This window comes from Streptomyces dryopteridis (genome assembly GCF_049606955.1).
Lineage (GTDB): Bacteria > Actinomycetota > Actinomycetes > Streptomycetales > Streptomycetaceae > Streptomyces.
This window is the reverse complement of sequence record NZ_CP187113.1, coordinates 3,053,949-3,071,129: the sequence shown is the minus strand read 5'-3', so window position 1 is coordinate 3,071,129 and position 17,181 is coordinate 3,053,949. Positions and strand designations below refer to the sequence as shown.

Here is a 17,181-nt window from a genome sequence, read left to right as displayed (position 1 = left end):
CGCCCGGTCGGGCGGCGGTCTTCAGTCGACGTGACCGCCCGGCCGCTTGGGCCGCCAGACCACCAGGGCCGAGGACGGCGGCCGCGGCGGCTGGTAGGGCACCAGGTCGCGCCGGTAGGACGCGTGCACCTGGGCCTCGCGCTGGCGCATCGCCGCCGCCGCGCCGTCGACCTGCGTCGCCAGCTCGGCGACCCGCTGCTGGAGCGCGGCCACCTGGTTCTCCAGTTCGATGATCCGCTTGATGCCGGCGAGGTTGATGCCCTCGTCCTGGGAGAGCGCCTGCACGGTGCGCAGCAGCTCGATGTCCCGGGCCGAGTAGCGCCGCCCCCGACCGGCCGTGCGGTCCGGCGAGACCAGGCCCAAGCGGTCGTACTGCCGCAGGGTCTGCGGGTGCAGACCGGAGAGCTGGGCGGCCACCGAGATCACGTAGACCGGGGTCTCGTCGGTCAGTTCATAGGGATCACGTCGGCGACCGTCCATGTCATGCTCCCTTCGCGGCCTCGAACAACGCGGCCCGCGGATCCTCTTCCGCCATCGCGTCGCGGTAACTCTCCAACGCCTCGCGCGCCTTGTCCGACAACTGGTCCGGCACGGCGACCTCCACGGTCACCAGCAGGTCGCCCCGGGTGCCGTCCTTGCGGACCGCGCCCTTGCCGCGGGCCCGCATGGTCCGCCCGTTGGGCGTGCCCGCGGGCAGCTTCAGGGTGACCGTCGGACCGGCCAGGGTGGGCACCCGCACCTCGCCGCCGAGCGCGGCCTCCGTGAAGGAGACCGGCACCGTGACGGTGAGGTTGTCGCCCTTGCGGCCGAACACGGGGTGCGCGTCCACGTGCACGACGACGAACAGGTCGCCCGCCGGCCCGCCGCGCTCCCCGGGCGCGCCCTTGCCGCGCAGCCGGATCCGCTGCCCGTCGGAGACGCCCGGCGGGACCCGCACCTGCATGGTGCGGGCGCTCTGCGCCCGACCGCTGCCCTTGCACACGTCGCACGGGGTCTCGGCGATCAGGCCGCGCCCCCGGCAGTCCGCGCACGGGTCGGTGAGCGAGAAACCGCCGCCGCTGCCGCGCGAGACCTGCCCGGTGCCGACGCAGGTCGGGCACACCCGGGGGGTGCCGTTCTTGTCGCCGGTGCCCGAACACGCCTTGCACGGGGCCTGCGAGGACATCCGCAGCGGGACCGTGGCCCCGTCCACCGCCTCGGTGAAGCTGAGCGTCACCTCGGACTCGATGTCCTGCCCGCGCCGGGGCTGGGCGCGCGTTCCGGCGCCGCCCGCCCCGCCTCGGTTGAACAGGCCGCCGAACACGTCGCCGAGTCCGCCGCCGAAGCCGCCGGCGCCCTGGCCGGCGGCTCCCTGGCCGCCGAAGAGGTCACCGAGGTCGAAGTTGAACGAGCCGCCGCCCGCGCCCGGGCCGGGGCGGAAGCCGCCGCTGCCGAACAGGGCGCGCGCCTCGTCGTACTCCTTGCGCTTCTTGGGGTCGCCGATGACGTCGTTCGCCTCGGAGATCTCCTTGAACCGCTCCTCGGCCTCCGCGTTGCCCTTGTTGGCGTCCGGGTGGAACTCGCGGGCGAGTTTCCGGTACGCCTTCTTGATCTCGGCCTCGGTGGCGTCCTTCGGGACACCGAGAACCTTGTAGTAGTCCTTCTCCACGAAGTCCTTCGTGCTCATCCCCGGTGTCCCTCCTCTCGGTCCTCGCCTGCGTCAGCCCTTGTCGGGGGCATCCGTGTCCTCGCCCGCCTCCGCGGCCGGGGACTTCTCCCCCTCCGCGGACTCGGACTTGGGCGCCGCCCCCGGCTGGGGTTCGGCGACGGCCACCCGCGCGGGGCGGATGGTGCGCTCGCCGATGCGATACCCGGGCTGGAGGATCGCCACGCAGGTCGTCTCGGTGACGTCCGGCGCGTAGCTGTGCATCAGCGCCTCGTGGATCGTCGGGTCGAAGGGCTCGCCCTCCTTGCCGAACTGCTGGAGGCCCATCTTCGCGATGACCGTCTCCAGCGATTCGGCGACCGACTTGAAGCCGCCGGTGAGCTCGCCGTGCTCACGGGCCCGGCCGACGTCGTCGAGGGTGGGCAGCAGCTCGGTCAGGAGGTTCGCGACGGCGATCTCCTTGACCGCGATGCGGTCCCGCTCGACCCGGCGGCGGTAGTTCTGGTACTCCGCCTGGAGGCGCTGAAGGTCCGCGGTGCGCTCGCCGAGCGCGGTGCGGGCCTGGTCAAGCTCGGCGAGGAGCGACACGTCGCGCGCGAGGTCGTCGTCGGCCGGGGCCGCCCCCTCCGCCTTGTCGGCGGAGGAGGCGGACTTCGACGCGGCGTCCTCGGAGCCGGCCTTGCCCTTGCCGGCGGGGCCGTCGGACTTCTCGTCGAAGCCCGGGGTCTCCTCCGACATCAGGCAGCGCCGCCCTTCGGCTTCTCGTCGTCGACGATCTCGGCGTCGACGACGTCGTCGTCGGCCTTGGCCTGGGCGTCACCGGCGGGGGCGCCGGCGGCCGCGCCCTGGGCGTCGGCGTAGATGGCCTGGCCCAGCTTCTGGCTGACCGCGGCGACCTTCTCGGTCGCGGTGCGGATCTCGGCGGTGTCCTCGCCCTTGAGCTTGTCCTTCAGCTCGGCGACGGCGGTCTCGACCTCGGTCTTGACCTCGGCCGGGACCTTGTCCTCGTTGTCCTTGACGAACTTCTCCGTCTGGTACACGAGCTGCTCGGCCTGGTTGCGGGTCTCGGCGGCCTCGCGGCGGCGGGTGTCCTCCTCCGCGTACTGCTCGGCCTCCTGACGCATCCGGTCGACCTCGTCCTTGCCGAGCGAGGAGCCGCCGGTGACGGTCATCTTCTGTTCCTTGCCCGTGCCCAGGTCCTTGGCGGTCACGTGCATGATGCCGTTGGCGTCGATGTCGAAGGACACCTCGATCTGCGGCACGCCGCGCGGGGCCGGCGGCAGGCCGGTCAGCTCGAACATGCCGAGCTTCTTGTTGTACGCCGCGATCTCGCGCTCGCCCTGGTAGACCTGGATCTGCACGGACGGCTGGTTGTCCTCGGCCGTGGTGAAGATCTCGGACCGCTTGGTCGGGATCGTGGTGTTGCGCTCGATGAGCTTGGTCATGATGCCGCCCTTGGTCTCGATGCCGAGGGACAGCGGGGTGACGTCGAGGAGCAGGACGTCCTTGACCTCGCCCTTGAGGACGCCGGCCTGGAGCGTGGCGCCGATGGCGACGACCTCGTCCGGGTTCACGCCCTTGTTGGCCTCCTTGCCGCCGGTCAGTTCCTTGACCAGTTCGGCGACGGCGGGCATACGGGTGGAACCGCCGACCAGGACCACGTGGTCGATCTCGGACAGGCTGATGCCGGCGTCCTTGATGACGTTGGTGAACGGGGTCTTGCAGCGCTGCAGCAGGTCCTCGGTGAGCTGCTGGAACTGGGCGCGGGTGAGCTTCTCGTCCAGGTGCAGCGGGCCCTCGGCGGAGGCCGTGATGTAGGGCAGGTTGATCGTGGTCTCCGTGGAGGAGGACAGCTCGATCTTCGCCTTCTCGGCGGCCTCGCGCAGACGCTGGAGGGCCATCTTGTCCTTGGACAGGTCCACGCCGTGGCCGTTGGCGAACTGGCGCACGAGGTAGTCCACGACGCGCTGGTCCCAGTCGTCGCCGCCGAGGTGGTTGTCACCGTTGGTGGCCTTGACCTCGACGACGCCGTCGCCGATCTCCAGGAGCGACACGTCGAAGGTGCCGCCACCGAGGTCGAAGACGAGAATGGTCTGGTCGTCCTTGTCGAGACCGTAGGCCAGGGCGGCGGCGGTCGGCTCGTTGACAATGCGCAGGACGTTCAGACCCGCGATCTCACCGGCCTCCTTGGTCGCCTGACGCTCGGAGTCGTTGAAGTACGCCGGGACGGTGATGACCGCGTCGGTCACCTTCTCGCCCAGGTACGCCTCGGCGTCGCGCTTCAGCTTCTGCAGGATGAAGGCGCTCATCTGCTGCGGGTTGAAGTCCTTGCCGTCCAGGTTGATCTTCCAGTCGGTGCCCATGTGGCGCTTGACCGACCGGATGGTGCGGTCCACGTTCGTGACCGCCTGGCGCTTGGCGACCTCGCCGACGAGGACCTCGCCGTTCTTGGCGAAGGCGACGACGGACGGCGTGGTCCTGGCGCCCTCGGCGTTGGTGATGACGGTGGGCTCGCCGCCTTCGAGAACGCTGACGACCGAGTTGGTGGTGCCCAGGTCGATGCCGACCGCACGAGCCATGGTGATTCCTCCAGCTGACTTGAGTGGAACAGACTCAACCATGCCCCACGAAGACGCTCCCGTCAACAGAGGTGAGCCCAGGGGGCTCAACTTTTAGGTTGCCCTTATGCGCAACCAGCGGGAACGCGGTCCCGCACGGCCGGCCGCACGCCGCCGAGCGGATGACGCCGCCGGCCCCGCACGGCGCGGGACGGACCGGGCCCCCGACCCGTCGGGCACCGTGCCCCCATGCACCCGCCGTTCCCCCTCCCCGGCCCCACCGTGCACCCGCCCACGCCCGCGACCGCGACCGCCGCCGCGGAGGCGCCCGCGCCGCGGCACCCGGCGGCCGGCGTCCGCCCGCCGCGCGCCAAGCGGGTCCTGGACCTGCTCGGCGCCGGCCTGCTGCTCGCCCTCCTCGCCGCGCCCCTCGCCCTGACCTGCGCCGCCCTCGCCGCCGGCGCGCCGGCCGGCGACCGCGCACCGCTGCGCCGGAGCCCCGCCCTCGGGCTCGCCGGCCGCCCGTTCGCGCTGCTGGGCCTGCGCGCCGACACCCGCCTGGGCGCGGCCCTTCGCCGCCGCCGACTGAGCGGCCTGCCGGCCCTGTGGAACGTGCTGCGCGGGGAGATGTCCCTGGTCGGCCCCGCCCCCCGGGCCCTGCCCGACCACCCCGAACGCCTGTTGGCCCGCCCCGGCCTGACCGGGCCCTGGCAGATCGGGGCCCGCTCGAAGCTGCCCTGGGAGGCGATGGACCTGCTGGACCGGGAGTACGTGGAAGGGCACTGGCTCGGCACCGACCTGGCGATCCTGGCGCGCACCCCGCGCGCCCTGTGGCGGGCGGCCCGCCCCGACCGCCCCCGGACGGGCGCGCGCGGCCTCGGAGCCGACGGGCTCGACGCGCCCGACGCCTTCGACCCCGTTCCCCGACCCCTCGACCCGCCCGCGTCCCCGGCCGACCGGACCGCGACCCCGACGGGCGGGCGGGTGCCCGCGCCCTCGGCCCCGTGCGCGCCCGCGCCGCCCGGGGGCCCGGAGAGGCGACCCTGAGCGACACAGATCACCGCACGCTCGGCTACATTGCGGCACGGGAACTGGGTAACCTCAAGCCTTGACCACATAAGTTACCGCTTAGTAGCGGTCGTCCCCGTGCCGCCCGAGGAGCCCCTCCATGCAACTCGCCGCGATCATCGTGTCGCTGGTCCTGACCGTGGTCGGCGTCGCGCTGATCGCCCGGGCCGTGGCGCAGATCTACCGGTTCGTCACACTCGGCCAACCCGTCCCGGCGGGCAGCCGGACCGACGACCCCAAGGCCCGCACCCTCACCCTGGTCCGCGAGTTCCTCGGGCACAGCCGGATGAACCGTTGGGGCATCGTCGGCTTCGCGCACTGGTTCGTGGCCATCGGCTTCCTGACCCTGCCGCCCACCCTGGCCCAGGCGTACGGGCAGCTGTTCCGGGCCGACTGGACCCTGCCGATCATCGGCGGCTTCCTGCCGTTCGAGATGTACATCGAGTTCATCGGCCTGATGACGGTGGTCGGCATCGTCGTCCTGATGGCGATCCGCCTGCTGAACCTGCCCTCCCGGGCCGGCCGCAAGTCGCGCTTCGCCGGCTCCAAGGCGTGGCAGGCGTACTTCGTCGAGTACGTGATCCTCACCATCGGCCTCGCGATCCTGGCCCTGCGCGGCCTGGAGGGCGCGATCCACCACGTGGACTCCTACGAGGCCGCGTACTTCGTCTCGTACCCGCTGGTGCTGCTCTTCAAGGGGCTCTCGCTCGGCGCCCTCCAGAACGCCATCTACCTCACCGCGATGATCAAGATCGGCACCTCGCTGATCTGGATGATCACGGTCTCGCTCAACACCAACATGGGCGTGGCCTGGCACCGCTTCCTGGGCTTCCCGAACATCTGGTTCAAGCGCAACGCGGACGGCGCCACCGCCCTCGGCGCCCTCCAGCCGATGACCAGCGGCGGCAAGGAGATCGACTTCGAGGACCCGGGCGAGGACGACGTCTTCGGCGTCTCCCAGGTCGAGCAGTTCTCCTGGAAGGGCATCCTCGACTTCTCCACCTGTACCGAGTGCGGTCGCTGCCAGTCGCAGTGCCCCGCCTGGAACACCGGCAAGCCGCTCTCGCCGAAGCTGCTGATCATGTCCCTGCGCGACCACGCGCACGCCAAGGCGCCCTACCTGCTCGCCGGTGGCGGCAAGAACGCGGAGGGCGAGGAGAAGGCGACCGAGGAGCAGCTCGCCGGAGTGCCCGCGGCGGCCCTGGCCGAGGCCGAGCGCCCGCTGATCGGGACGCACGAGGAGAACGGGGTCATCGACCCCGACGTGCTGTGGTCCTGCACCACCTGCGGCGCGTGCGTGGAGCAGTGCCCGGTCGACATCGAGCACATCGACCACATCGTCGACATGCGCCGCTACCAGGTGATGATCGAGTCCGCCTTCCCCAGCGAGGCGGGCACGATGCTCAAGAACCTGGAGAAGAAGGGCAACCCCTGGGGCCTGGCCAAGAAGCAGCGGGTGGAGTGGACCAAGGAGGTCGACTTCGAGGTCCCGATCGTGGGCAAGGACGTGGAGGACCTCACCGAGGTCGACTACCTGTACTGGGTGGGCTGCGCCGGCGCCCTGGAGGACCGCGCGAAGAAGACCACCAAGGCATTCGCCGAACTGCTGCACATGGCGGGCGTCAGCTTCGCGATCATGGGCGGCGAGGAGAAGTGCACGGGTGACTCCCCGCGCCGCCTGGGCAACGAGCCGCTGTTCCAGCAGCTCGGCCAGGAGAACGTCGCGATGCTGAACATGGCCTTCGGCGAGGACGACGAGGACGAGACCACCAAGAAGCCGAAGTCGGCGAAGAAGATCGTCTCGACCTGCCCGCACTGCTTCAACACCATCGCCAACGAGTACCCGCAGCTCGGCGGCGAGTACGAGGTCATCCACCACACGCAGCTGCTCCAGCACCTCATCGACGAGGGCAAGCTGGTGCCGGTGACCCCGGTGGACGGGCTGATCACGTACCACGACCCCTGCTACCTGGGTCGGCACAACAAGGTCTACACCCCGCCGCGCGAGATCATGTCGGCCGTGCCGGGCCTGCGCCAGCAGGAGATGCACCGCCACAAGGAACGCGGCTTCTGCTGCGGCGCCGGCGGCGCGCGGATGTGGATGGAGGAGCGGATCGGCAAGCGCATCAACAACGAGCGCGTGGACGAGGCCCTCTCCCTCAACCCGGACATCGTCTCCACCGCGTGCCCGTTCTGCCTGGTCATGCTGACCGACTCGGTCAACGGCAAGAAGAACGACGGGCAGGCCAAGGAGTCCGTGCAGGTCGTGGACGTGGCCCAGCTGCTGCTGGAGTCCGTGAAGAAGCCGGCGGACGCCGTCGAGGTGTGACCGACGCCGTGACGCCCGAAGGGCCGGCCTCCCGAACGCTCGGGAAGCCGGCCCTTCGGCCTGCCGGGGCCCGCCCGGCCGCGCGCTGTTTCACGTGAAACAGAGGCCGGGCGGGGGGGCGTGTTTGACGTGAAACGGGGGCGGCTCGGGCCTGCGTGTTTCACGTGAAACAGCGCCCGGGCCGGCGGGGTGCGATCAGCGCTCGGCGTCGCGACGGCGCAGCAGCGCGAAGCCGAGACCGGCCGCGCCGACCGCGGCCATGCCCGCGCCCGAGGCGAGGAGCACGGCGGTCTCGCCGGAGTCCTGGGCCTCGGCGGTGGACACGCCCTCGGCGCCGGCCTTCACGCCGCCCTTGGGCACCACGCGGTCGCCGGTGGGCTTGGTCGCGGGCTTCTCGGCCTTCTTGTCGGACTTCTTCTCGGCCTTCTTGCCGGAGCCCTCCGGGGTGTACTTCTCGATCAGCTTGCCGGAGAAGTCGTAGACCCAGCTCGCGCCGCCGTTCTTGCCGTCGATGACCACGAACTTGGTGATCTTGCCGTCGGTGACGAGGCGGTAGCTCCAGCCGTCGTTGACCGCGTTCGGGTTCTTGGCGTCCAGGGTGCCCAGCGCGTTGCCGTTCGGCATGGACAGCTCCACGCGCTTGCCCGAGGGGCCGTCGATCAGCTTGGCGATCCGCCCGTCCGGCATGGTGATCCGGACCGAGGTCTCCTTCTTCACCTGCGGCTTGGGCTTCTCGGCGGGCTTGGTGCCGCCCTCCACCCAGGAGCTGACGGTGCCGTTGGGCTGGAGCACGACGTGCAGCCCGTTGTGCTCGCCGTGGGCGGGCTTGCCGTTGGTGCTCACCAGGGTGCCGAACACGGTGCCGTCGGAGACGATGTCGGCCTCGAAGTGGCCGTCGGCGAAGGAGTAGACCTTGGCGACGGACTTGTCGGCGAGCTTGACGGTGGTGACGTAGGTGCGGGCGAGCTCCTTGCCCTTCTCCTTGCCCTTCTCCTTCGACTCGTCGCGCTTCTCGTCCTGCTTCTTCTCGTCCCGCTTCTTGTCGTCCCGGGGGCCGGGGGTCGGGGTCGGGTCGACCTGCGGCCGCTGCTCGTCCCCGGTCGAGACCTGCGGGGTGGGCACCGCCGGCGAGTCGGCGAAGGCGGTACCGGCCGGCAGCGCCAGGACGGCGACGGCGCCGACGGTCGCGGCGGCGGCACGGAGGGTGGAGCGACGGGGGCTGCGCATGAGGGGTGTTCTCCTTGTGGACATCGAGCTCGTGGCGGCGATGTCCACGACGTTACGGAGCCCATATGTGGGTATTCCTGCGGGAACGTAACGGTCGTCCGCAGACTCGGGCGCGGGCCTGTAACCCGCCGAGAAACCCCACAAAACCGCCCGTACCACCCCTGACGGTGCCCTCGGGGCCCTCCCCTAGGGGATGTCACAGCTCAGCCGCAATGGCCCCGTCCCGGGACCACCCGCGCATGACGAACCATCGGAACAGGTACGTTCGACCACGTGGCTGGATTCAGGATCGGACGCGGCCGGGACAACAACCGCACCCCGCAACAACCCCCGCGGCAACAGCCGTACGGCGCACAACAACCGCCGTACGAGCAGCCGCCGTACCCGCGGCAGGGCCCGCCGCAACAGCAGCGGTGGCCCCGACAACAACCGCCCGGCCCGCAGGGCGGGGGCGGATACGCCGCGCACGGCGGGCACGGCGGCGGTCAGGGCGGCGAACCCGAGTACTTCGACCCCTACGACGACCGCGGCGGGCGCCCCCCGCAGCCCCCGCGCCCCCCGTACGGCCAGGACCCGTACCAGGGCGGCGGCCGCGGACCCGACCCGTACGGTCACGACCCCTACGGTCGCGACCCGCACGGACGCCCGCCCCAGGGCCACGACCCGTACGCGGGCGACCCGTACCGCGGCGGCGGCCGTCCCCCCGGCCCCGGCGGCCACGGGGACGACCCGGGGCACACCCGCGCCTTCGCCGTCGGCGAGGAGCCGTACGGCCCCGGCGACACCTACCACGCGGGCGGCGGCGCCCCGGTGCCCAGTGGGCCGCGACTGCCGTGGAAGGAACTGCTCCGGGGCATCGTGACCCGCCCCGGCCCGACCTTCCTGCGGATGCGCGACCACGCCGTGTGGGGCCCGGCCCTGATCGTGACCTTCGTCTACGGGCTGCTCGCCGTGTTCAGCCTCGACGAACCCCGCGACCAGGTCATCAAGGCCACCATCGGCCAGGCCGTCCCGATCGTGCTCAGCACCGGCGTCGCCTTCGTGATCTGCGGCCTGCTGCTCGGGGCCGTCACCCACACCCTGGCCCGCCAGCTCGGCGGCGACGGGTCCTGGCAGCCGACCGTCGGCCTGTCCATGCTGGTCATGACCATCACGGACGTGCCGCGCCTGATCTTCGCGATCTTCCTCGGCGGCACCAACCTCTTCGTGGTGGTGCTCGGCTGGCTCACCTGGATCATGGCCGGCTTCCTCTTCACCCTGCTGATCCGCGACTCGCACGACCTGCCCTGGCCCAAGGCCCTGGGCGCCTCGGCCATCCAGCTGGTCGCGCTGCTGTCGCTGATCAAGCTCGGCGCCGTCTGACCCCGGACAGCCGAAAGGGCCCCGCGCACCCGGCGCGGGGCCCTTCGTCGTCTCGCCTCCCGGCGCCCGGTCAGGCGTCCAGGACCTGCCCGGCGCGCTGCACCACGGGCGGCTCCACCGACCACGGGAAGTTGATCCACTCGTCGGTCTTCTTCCACACGTACTCGCACTTCACGAGCGAGTGGGACTTCTCGTAGACCACGGCGGAGCGGACCTCGGCGACCGTGCCCAGACAGAAGTCGTGGACCAGCTTCAACGTCTTGCCGGTGTCGGCGACGTCGTCGGCGATCAGGACCTTCTTGTCGGAGAAGTCGATCGCGTCGGGGACCGGCGCGAGCATGACCGGCATCTCCAGCGTGGTGCCCACGCCGGTGTAGAACTCCACGTTCACGAGGTGGATGTTCTTGCAGTCCAGCGCGTACGCCAGACCACCCGCGACGAAGACGCCGCCGCGCGCGATGCTGAGGATGATGTCCGGCTCGTAGCCGTCGTCGGCGATCGTCTGCGCGAGCTCGCGAACGGCGCGGCCGAACCCCTCGTAGGTCAGGTTCTCACGTACGTCGCTCATGCCTTGTCCCTCACCTGGGTCCGGTGGAAGTTCTGGAAGGAACGCGAGGCGGTCGGCCCGCGCTGCCCCTGATAGCGCGACCCATAGCGCTCGCTGCCGTACGGGAACTCGGCGGGCGAGCTGAGCCGGAACATGCAGAGCTGCCCGATCTTCATCCCCGGCCACAGCTTTATCGGCAGGGTGGCGAGGTTGGACAGCTCCAGCGTCACGTGACCGGAGAACCCGGGGTCGATGAACCCCGCGGTGGAGTGCGTCACCAGGCCCAGTCGGCCCAGGCTCGACTTCCCCTCCAGTCGGGACGCGATGTCCTCGGGAAGGCTGATGACCTCGTACGTCGAGGCCAGCACGAACTCCCCGGGGTGCAGGATGAACGCCTCGTCGCCCTCGGGCTCGACCATGCGGGTCAGGTCGGGCTGCTCGGTGGCGGGGTCGATGTGGGCGTATCGGTGGTTCTCGAAGACCCGGAAGAACCGGTCGAGACGCACGTCGATGCTGGAGGGCTGCACCATCGATTCCTCGAACGGGTCGATGCGAACCCGTCCGCTGTCGATCTCGGCCCGGATGTCCTTGTCTGAAAGAAGCACGTCCCGAGGATACGCAGCGACGCGGACCGCCCCCCAATCGGCGGGGGCCGTCCGCGTCGGTGTGCGAATCGATCAGCGGGTCACGGGCACGGCCCGCCGGAGCCGCGCGCACCGCGGACACCGCACGAGGCGCCCGGGACCGATCCGACCGGCACCGAGGTTCCGCATCGGAAAAGACGAGGTGCGGAAAACGTGCCCTTCGGCACAACGGACGACGGTGTGCTCCATCGAGTCCCCTTCACGAGCCCTGCTGCGACGAATCGCCACATTAGGGGATGAGCCGACGTGATCGCCGGCCACCACTCCGCACCCCCACGCTACGCCCCAACTCCCCCCGCACAACGCCCCGAACCCCGGGCGACGACACCGGGGACGAAGGATGGGGTAAGGTATCCGACGATGGCGCTGCCGACCAGTCGGTACGCGATGCGGATGTAGTTTAATGGTAGAACATGAGCTTCCCAAGCTTATAGCGCGGGTTCGATTCCCGTCATCCGCTCTTCGGCAAAGCCCCAGGTCAGCGACCTGGGGCTTTTGCGTTGGCCCTGGGGTCGGACCGCGGTCCGACCGCGGGGGCCGGGTCGGACCTGGGGCCGATGCGGGGAGTGGACCGTGCTCCGACGCGGAGGGGTCCGTCCGGGCGGGATCGTTCACGGCATGACGACGACACAGAGCACGCCCCGCGGGCCCGACACCGCCGCCCCGGCCCGGGTCCGGCCGCTGCCCGTGGCGTGGGACGGCGACGCGCCCTTCCCCGGGCGGTGGGTGGGCGGGGTCTCCCTGGTGGCGGCGCCCGTGCTGCTGGCGGCCGGAGTCCTGCTGCGGCTGCCCTTTCACTTCTTCTTCCCGGAGCAACTCGCCGCCCGCGTCGAACGTCCCGGCCTGATCGCGGCCTCCTACGGTGCCTTCGCGGCCGGAACCGTCCTGCTCTGGCCCGCCCTGGTCGCACTCGCCGCCCGCATCGGCAGGCGCAGCCCCGGGCCGGCCCTGTGGGGCGGGGTCTTCGCCGTCCTCGGGCTCTTCGCCCGTACGTTCCACGCCGGCGTGGACCACCTCGCCTTCCAGCTCGCCGACCGGCAGGGCGCGGAGGCCGCCGCCCTGTTCGTGGGCGAGACGTACGGCGCCTTCCACGTCTTCAGCGCGCTCAACCTCGCGATCGTGGGAGGTTGGCCGCTCCTCGCCGTCGGAGCCTGGCGGGCCCGCGTGCTGGGTCCGGTCCGGGCACTCGCCCTGGCGGCGACCGCGGCGTTGCCGCTCGGCGTGCTCAAGGGCACCACCGCGCTGTCGGTCGTGGCCGTCGCGGGCCTCTGCCTCGCCCTCGTCCCGCTGGGCATCACCGTGCTACGCGACGGCCCGGCACCCGGCCGGGCCGCGGCCCTGCGCTGGACCCTCGTGATCACGGCCACGCTGGTCCTCATGACCTTGATCGGGCGAGCCGGTTGACGATGTACGGTCGAATCATGCGTGTCCCCCGCCGACTGCGCGCCGGCCATCCGCTCGCGCTGGACCTGGCGACCGCGCTGCTGGTCACCGCCGTGTACGTCGGTTTCACCCGGATGTCGGGCGGCGGGACCCAGCCCGCCTACACCGGACCGGTGTGGGCGGGCGTGCTCGTGGCCTCGGCGGTCGGCCTCCCGGTCGCCGTCCGCCGACTGTGGCCCGTACCGGCCGCGGCGACGGCCCTCGCCGGAGCCGTCACCGCCACGCTCCTGGACGTGACGCGCGAGCCGTGGACCGGAGTGGGCCTCGTCCTCTACACGGTCGCCCTCACCAGGCCCCCGCGGCGCTCGGTGCCGGTGCTCGCCGCCTCCCTCACCCTCGCGGCGGCCGCGGTCCTCACCGGAGAGGCCGTGGTCACCCCGGCCGAGACCTGGAGCGGGGCGGCCGGCGTCGCCGCCATCGTCTGGCTGGTCCTCGGCGGCGGCTGGGCCGCGGGTTTCGTCGTACGCGCCCGCCGGGCCCGGGAGGCCGACCGCGCCGCCCGCCGCACCGAGCACGCCATCGCCGAGGAACGGTTGCGGATCGCAAGGGAGTTGCACGACATCGTGTCGCACAGCCTCGGTCTCATCGCGGTGAAGGCGGGGGTCGCCGCACACGTGGCCCAGCAGCGCCCGGAGGAGGCCGTGGACGCGCTGCGGGTCATCGAACGCACCAGCCGGGCCGCCATGACCGAGATGCGTCGCACCCTGGGCGTGCTCCGCACCGACACGGGCGCCGCCCCGCTGGGCCCGGTGCCCGGCCTCGACGAACTCGACCGGTTGGCCGACCAGGCACGACAGGCCGGTGTGGACGTCGACTTGAGCGTCCGGGTGCCAAAGGACGGTCTGCCCGCGGGAATCGCCCTGGCCGTTCACCGGATCGTCCAGGAGTCACTCACGAACGTGGTCAGGCACGCGGCCCCCGCACGCTGTCGGGTGACGGTCGAGGCCGACCCGAGCGAGGTGCGGATCGATGTCACGGACGACGGCGCGCGAGGCCCCGACCTCGAACGGCCCGGGGGCCACGGCCTGGTCGGAATGCGGGAGCGGGCGATGACGCACGGCGGTACGTTCAGCGCGGGCCCACGCCCCGAGGGGGGCTTCGCCGTCTCCGCCCGCCTGCCGCAGGACGGCGTGAGGAGGACCGCATGACGGACGGGACACGGGTGCTCGTCGTCGACGACCAGGTGCTGCTGCGCGGCTCCTTCCGGATCCTCGTCGAGAACGAGCCCGGCCTCACCGCCGTCGGGGAGGCGGGCGACGGGGCCGAGGCCGTCGAACTCACCCGCCTGCACCGCCCGGACGTCGTCCTGATGGACGTTCGGATGCCGGTCATGGACGGCATCGAGGCAACCCGACAGATCTGCCGCTCCCCCCGTACCGCCGGCGTACGGGTGCTGATCCTGACCACGTTCGACCTCGACGAGTACGTGTACGCGGCCCTGCGGGCCGGTGCGGCGGGCTTCCTCCTCAAAGACGCCCCGCCGGCGGAGGTGCTGGCCGCGATTCGGGTCGTGGCGGGGGGCGACTCCCTGCTGGCTCCGTCGGTGACCCGCCGCCTGATCGAGGAGTTCACCCGCCGCCCGGACCCGGGCGCCGGCCGGGGCGGGGGCGCGCTGACCGGGGTGACGGAGCGGGAACGCGAGGTACTGGAGTTGATCGCACGGGGCCTGTCGAACGACGAGATCACGGCGCGTCTGCACCTGAGCATGGGCACGGTGAAAACCCACATCGGCCGTCTCCTGGCCAAACTGGGCGCCCGCGACCGCGCCCAGCTGGTGATCGCGGCGTACGAGTCCGGAGTCGTGTCCGCCTCCGACGGCGGCCTGGGAACCCACTGAGCGACGGCCCGCGCGCCCCGGCACCAGGCGAGCCTCCGGCCCGTCGGCACCTGATCCGGGTCGCTCGCCGGTCTGCCGACGCGGCGGTGGGGCCGCTAGGGTGCGGGGATGGGGATGATCACTGCCGACGTGGAGCGGTTCGAGGCGGCGCGGCCGCGGTTGGAGGCCATCGCCTACCGGCTGCTGGGCTCGTCGAGCGAGGCCGAGGACGTCGTGCAGGAGACGTTCCTGCGCTGGCAGGCGGCCGACATCGGGCGCGTCGAGGTGCCCGAGGCGTGGCTGACCAAGGTCCTCACCAACCTGTGCCTGAACCTGCTGACCTCGGCGCGGGCCCGGCGGGAGACGTACGTCGGGCACTGGCTGCCCGAGCCGCTGCTCGAAGGCGACCCCATGCTGGGCCCGGCCGAGACCGCCGCGCAGCGCGAGTCCGTGTCGTACGCGGTGCTGGTGCTGCTGGAACGGCTGACCCCCAACGAGCGCGCGGTGTACGTGCTGCGCGAGGCGTTCGACCACCCGCACCGCGAGATCGCCGAGATCCTCGACATCAGCGAGGCCACCGCCCAACAGACCTACCACCGGGCGAAGAAGCACATCGCCGCCGGCAAGGTGCGCACCGAGATCGACGCGGACGCCGCGCGGCGGATCGTCGAGGAGTTCCTGGCGGCGGCGACCAGCGGGCGCACCGAACCCCTCGTGCGGCTGCTGACCACCGGGGCCGTGGCGATCGGGGACGGCGGCGGGAAGATGCCGGCGCGGGCGAAGGCGTTCGAGGGCGCGGTCGCGGTCGCCACGTTCCTGCGCGGGCTGTTCAAGCCCGGCAAGGCCAAGCGGGCCATCGTGGGCGGGATCCCCGAGATCCACGCGGGCATCGCGAACGGCGAACCGGCCTTCTTCGTGCTCGTGGAGGGCCGGGTCGTCACGATCTCCTGCCTGGAGGTCACCCCGGAGGGGATCGTGGCCGTGCGCAGCCAGGTCAACCCCGACAAGCTCGTGCGCGCCACCGCGCGCTGGGCCGCCGGGCACGCCGGGGAGGCTCCGCTCCACACCCTCTGAAGCGAGCGCGGAGGATGTGACGCGGGTCACATGCGAATCCTGTCAGGGAACGTCGGGCCGTCCGGTTCAAGGAGCGACACCACGCCGGACATCGGCGGACCCGCCCAGACAGGAGCACGGACATGCAGCACCGCATCGTCGTCCTCGGAGCCGGCTACACCGGAGCCGTCGTCGCCGGCCGTCTCGCCAAGCGGCTGCACCGCGAGGACGTGGCCATCACCCTCGTCAACCCCGAGCCCGAGTTCGTGGAGCGGGTCCGCCTGCACCAGATCGCGGTCGGCCAGGAGCTCGCGCCCCGGCCCTTCGACGCGATGTTCGCGGGCACCGGCGTGCGGCTGCGGCTCGCGAAGGCGACCGCCGTGGACGCGGACCGCAAGCGGGTCACCCTCAGCCCCGTGACCGCCCCCGGGCGGACGGAGGAGCTGGAGTACGACACCCTCGTCTACGCGCTCGGCAGCGGCTGGGACGACGGCGGGGCGCCGGGCACCGCCGAGTACGCCCACGAGGTCTCGGGCCGGGCCGGCGCGCTGCGGCTGCGCGAGCGACTGGCGGGCCTGGGCGCGGGCCGTCCGGTGCTCGTGGTGGGCGGCGGGCTGACCGGCCTGGAGGCCGTGACGGAGATCGCCGAGGCGCGGCCGGACCTGGACGTGGCGCTGGCCACGCACGGCGCGCTGGGCGCCGAGTTCTCGGCGAAGGGCCGCGCCCACCTGCGGAAGGTGCTCGACGGGCTCGGCGTCACGGTCCACGAGAACACCCCGGTCACGGCCGTGGCGGCCGACCGCGTCACCACCGCGGACGGACGGAGCCTGCCCGCCGAGGTCACCGTCTGGACCGTCGGATTCGCCGTGCACCCCATCGCCGGGGCCACCACGATGGAGGTCACCGAGCGGGGACTGATCGTGGTCGACGAGACCATGCGCTCGGTCTCGCACCCCGACGTGTACGCCGTGGGCGACGCGGCGATGGCGCTCGGCCCCGGCGGGCGGCCGCTGCGCATGTCGTGCGCCTCGGGCGTGCCGATGGCCTGGCAGGCCGCCGACGCCATCGCCGCCCGGCTCACCGGGGCCGAGGTGCCCCGGATCGACATCAGGTACACGCAGTGGTGCGTCTCGCTGGGCCGGCAGGAGGGGCTGATCCAGTTCGTCACGGCCGAGGACCGGGCGGTGGAGCGGGCGCTCACGGGTCGGCTCGCGGCGCGCTACAAGGAGCTGATCTGCAAGGGCGCGGCCTGGGGCGTCGCGCACCCGACCCTGGGCATGCCGGGTCGGCGGCGGCGCACGGTCGGCGCGGAGGTCCGCACCCCGGACGCGGTCCGCGCGGGCACGGCGGCCTGAGCGGCGAGGACGGGGGCGGCCGTGCGGGGCGGCGACGGGGGCCGGATTCCCGGCCGGGGGGACCCGCCCGTTCCGCACCGCCCCGCGCGCCCGCGGCGTTAAAGTGGGCGGCTGCGGGGCGAGTTGGCCGGGTG

At 72.0% G+C, this 17,181-nt stretch carries 15 protein-coding genes and 1 tRNA gene; 9 read left to right on the top strand and 7 right to left on the bottom strand.

The features are described 5' to 3' along the window. Positions 1 to 21: 21 nt before the first annotated feature. The 4 genes from ACN20G_RS13065 to dnaK are packed head-to-tail and all read right to left on the bottom strand — an operon-like array spanning position 22 to position 4,224. Entirely contained in the window at positions 22 to 480 is a 459-nt protein-coding gene (locus ACN20G_RS13065; protein ID WP_424212927.1) for a heat shock protein transcriptional repressor HspR, read from the bottom strand. Between the two features lies 1 nt (position 481). Then, on the bottom strand, positions 482 to 1,666 hold the full coding sequence (gene dnaJ / locus ACN20G_RS13060; protein ID WP_424212926.1) for a molecular chaperone DnaJ: 1,185 nt from the start codon (positions 1,664 to 1,666) through the stop codon (positions 482 to 484). Between the two features lie 33 nt (positions 1,667 to 1,699). After that, positions 1,700 to 2,383 carry a nucleotide exchange factor GrpE gene (grpE, locus tag ACN20G_RS13055; RefSeq protein WP_424212925.1) on the bottom strand — a complete coding sequence of 228 codons (684 nt, stop codon included), beginning with the start codon at positions 2,381 to 2,383 and terminating at the stop codon, positions 1,700 to 1,702. Next, on the bottom strand, positions 2,383 to 4,224 hold the full coding sequence (gene dnaK / locus ACN20G_RS13050; RefSeq protein WP_424212924.1) for a molecular chaperone DnaK: 1,842 nt from the start codon (positions 4,222 to 4,224) through the stop codon (positions 2,383 to 2,385). The genes grpE and dnaK overlap by 1 nt, the downstream gene beginning before the upstream one ends. Before the next feature lie 228 nt (positions 4,225 to 4,452). On the opposite strand from dnaK, the gene ACN20G_RS13045 reads away from it, so the two are divergent. After that, on the top strand, positions 4,453 to 5,250 hold the full coding sequence (locus ACN20G_RS13045) for a sugar transferase (RefSeq protein ID WP_424212923.1): 798 nt from the start codon (positions 4,453 to 4,455) through the stop codon (positions 5,248 to 5,250). 121 nt (positions 5,251 to 5,371) lie between these two features. After that, a complete protein-coding gene (locus tag ACN20G_RS13040; protein ID WP_424212922.1) occupies positions 5,372 to 7,600 on the top strand; it encodes a heterodisulfide reductase-related iron-sulfur binding cluster in 2,229 nt (742 codons plus the stop codon). Between the two features lie 195 nt (positions 7,601 to 7,795). Here ACN20G_RS13040 and ACN20G_RS13035 read toward each other — a convergent pair whose 3' ends face one another. Beyond that, positions 7,796 to 8,827, bottom strand: a complete 1,032-nt coding sequence (locus tag ACN20G_RS13035; protein WP_424212921.1) for a hypothetical protein — start codon at positions 8,825 to 8,827, stop codon at positions 7,796 to 7,798. Between the two features lie 273 nt (positions 8,828 to 9,100). Here ACN20G_RS13035 and ACN20G_RS13030 point away from each other — a divergent pair, with 273 nt between their 5' ends. After that, the gene (locus ACN20G_RS13030; protein WP_424212920.1) at positions 9,101 to 10,189 is read left to right on the top strand and encodes a Yip1 family protein; all 1,089 of its coding nucleotides are present in this window, start codon (positions 9,101 to 9,103) and stop codon (positions 10,187 to 10,189) included. A gap of 70 nt (positions 10,190 to 10,259) precedes the next feature. Here ACN20G_RS13030 and ACN20G_RS13025 read toward each other — a convergent pair whose 3' ends face one another. After that, positions 10,260 to 10,757 carry a phosphoribosyltransferase gene (locus ACN20G_RS13025; RefSeq protein ID WP_424212919.1) on the bottom strand — a complete coding sequence of 166 codons (498 nt, stop codon included), beginning with the start codon at positions 10,755 to 10,757 and terminating at the stop codon, positions 10,260 to 10,262. Next, on the bottom strand, positions 10,754 to 11,341 hold the full coding sequence (gene dcd / locus ACN20G_RS13020) for a dCTP deaminase (RefSeq protein WP_424212918.1): 588 nt from the start codon (positions 11,339 to 11,341) through the stop codon (positions 10,754 to 10,756). Before dcd ends, ACN20G_RS13025 begins: the two co-directional genes overlap by 4 nt. Before the next feature lie 428 nt (positions 11,342 to 11,769). Between dcd and ACN20G_RS13015 the strand changes: the two genes are divergently transcribed. From ACN20G_RS13015 to ACN20G_RS12990, 6 genes are all read left to right on the top strand, one after another. Continuing rightward, a tRNA-Gly gene (locus ACN20G_RS13015) sits at positions 11,770 to 11,840 on the top strand. 158 nt (positions 11,841 to 11,998) lie between these two features. Next, positions 11,999 to 12,784 (top strand): hypothetical protein, encoded by a 786-nt coding sequence (locus tag ACN20G_RS13010; RefSeq protein ID WP_424212917.1) that lies wholly within the window; start codon positions 11,999 to 12,001, stop codon positions 12,782 to 12,784. A 17-nt stretch (positions 12,785 to 12,801) separates the two neighbouring features. Then, positions 12,802 to 13,971 carry a sensor histidine kinase gene (locus ACN20G_RS13005; protein ID WP_424212916.1) on the top strand — a complete coding sequence of 390 codons (1,170 nt, stop codon included), beginning with the start codon at positions 12,802 to 12,804 and terminating at the stop codon, positions 13,969 to 13,971. Next, complete coding sequence (locus ACN20G_RS13000) at positions 13,968 to 14,660, top strand: response regulator (RefSeq protein WP_424212915.1); 693 nt, start codon at positions 13,968 to 13,970, stop codon at positions 14,658 to 14,660. The genes ACN20G_RS13005 and ACN20G_RS13000 overlap by 4 nt, the downstream gene beginning before the upstream one ends. Before the next feature lie 108 nt (positions 14,661 to 14,768). Continuing rightward, positions 14,769 to 15,713: an RNA polymerase sigma factor SigJ gene (gene sigJ, locus ACN20G_RS12995; protein WP_424212914.1), complete on the top strand. Its 945-nt coding sequence runs from the start codon at positions 14,769 to 14,771 to the stop codon at positions 15,711 to 15,713. Between the two features lie 122 nt (positions 15,714 to 15,835). Continuing rightward, a complete protein-coding gene (locus ACN20G_RS12990) occupies positions 15,836 to 17,047 on the top strand; it encodes an NAD(P)/FAD-dependent oxidoreductase (RefSeq protein ID WP_424212913.1) in 1,212 nt (403 codons plus the stop codon). Positions 17,048 to 17,181 lie beyond the last annotated feature (134 nt).

Bases quoted from the DNA above. Each gene is read 5' to 3' on its own strand.
- grpE (WP_424212925.1), bottom strand. From the start codon at position 2,383: ATGTCGGAGGAGACCCCGGGCTTCGACGAGAAGTCCGACGGCCCCGCC.
- ACN20G_RS12990 (WP_424212913.1), top strand. From the start codon at position 15,836: ATGCAGCACCGCATCGTCGTCCTCGGAGCCGGCTACACCGGAGCCGTC.
- ACN20G_RS13005 (WP_424212916.1), top strand. From the start codon at position 12,802: ATGCGTGTCCCCCGCCGACTGCGCGCCGGCCATCCGCTCGCGCTGGAC.
- ACN20G_RS13000 (WP_424212915.1), top strand. From the start codon at position 13,968: ATGACGGACGGGACACGGGTGCTCGTCGTCGACGACCAGGTGCTGCTG.
- ACN20G_RS13040 (WP_424212922.1), top strand. From the start codon at position 5,372: ATGCAACTCGCCGCGATCATCGTGTCGCTGGTCCTGACCGTGGTCGGC.
- ACN20G_RS13065 (WP_424212927.1), bottom strand. From the start codon at position 480: ATGGACGGTCGCCGACGTGATCCCTATGAACTGACCGACGAGACCCCG.
- ACN20G_RS13045 (WP_424212923.1), top strand. From the start codon at position 4,453: ATGCACCCGCCGTTCCCCCTCCCCGGCCCCACCGTGCACCCGCCCACG.
- dnaJ (WP_424212926.1), bottom strand. From the start codon at position 1,666: ATGAGCACGAAGGACTTCGTGGAGAAGGACTACTACAAGGTTCTCGGT.
- sigJ (WP_424212914.1), top strand. From the start codon at position 14,769: ATGGGGATGATCACTGCCGACGTGGAGCGGTTCGAGGCGGCGCGGCCG.
- dnaK (WP_424212924.1), bottom strand. From the start codon at position 4,224: ATGGCTCGTGCGGTCGGCATCGACCTGGGCACCACCAACTCGGTCGTC.
- ACN20G_RS13025 (WP_424212919.1), bottom strand. From the start codon at position 10,757: ATGAGCGACGTACGTGAGAACCTGACCTACGAGGGGTTCGGCCGCGCC.
- ACN20G_RS13010 (WP_424212917.1), top strand. From the start codon at position 11,999: ATGACGACGACACAGAGCACGCCCCGCGGGCCCGACACCGCCGCCCCG.
- ACN20G_RS13035 (WP_424212921.1), bottom strand. From the start codon at position 8,827: ATGCGCAGCCCCCGTCGCTCCACCCTCCGTGCCGCCGCCGCGACCGTC.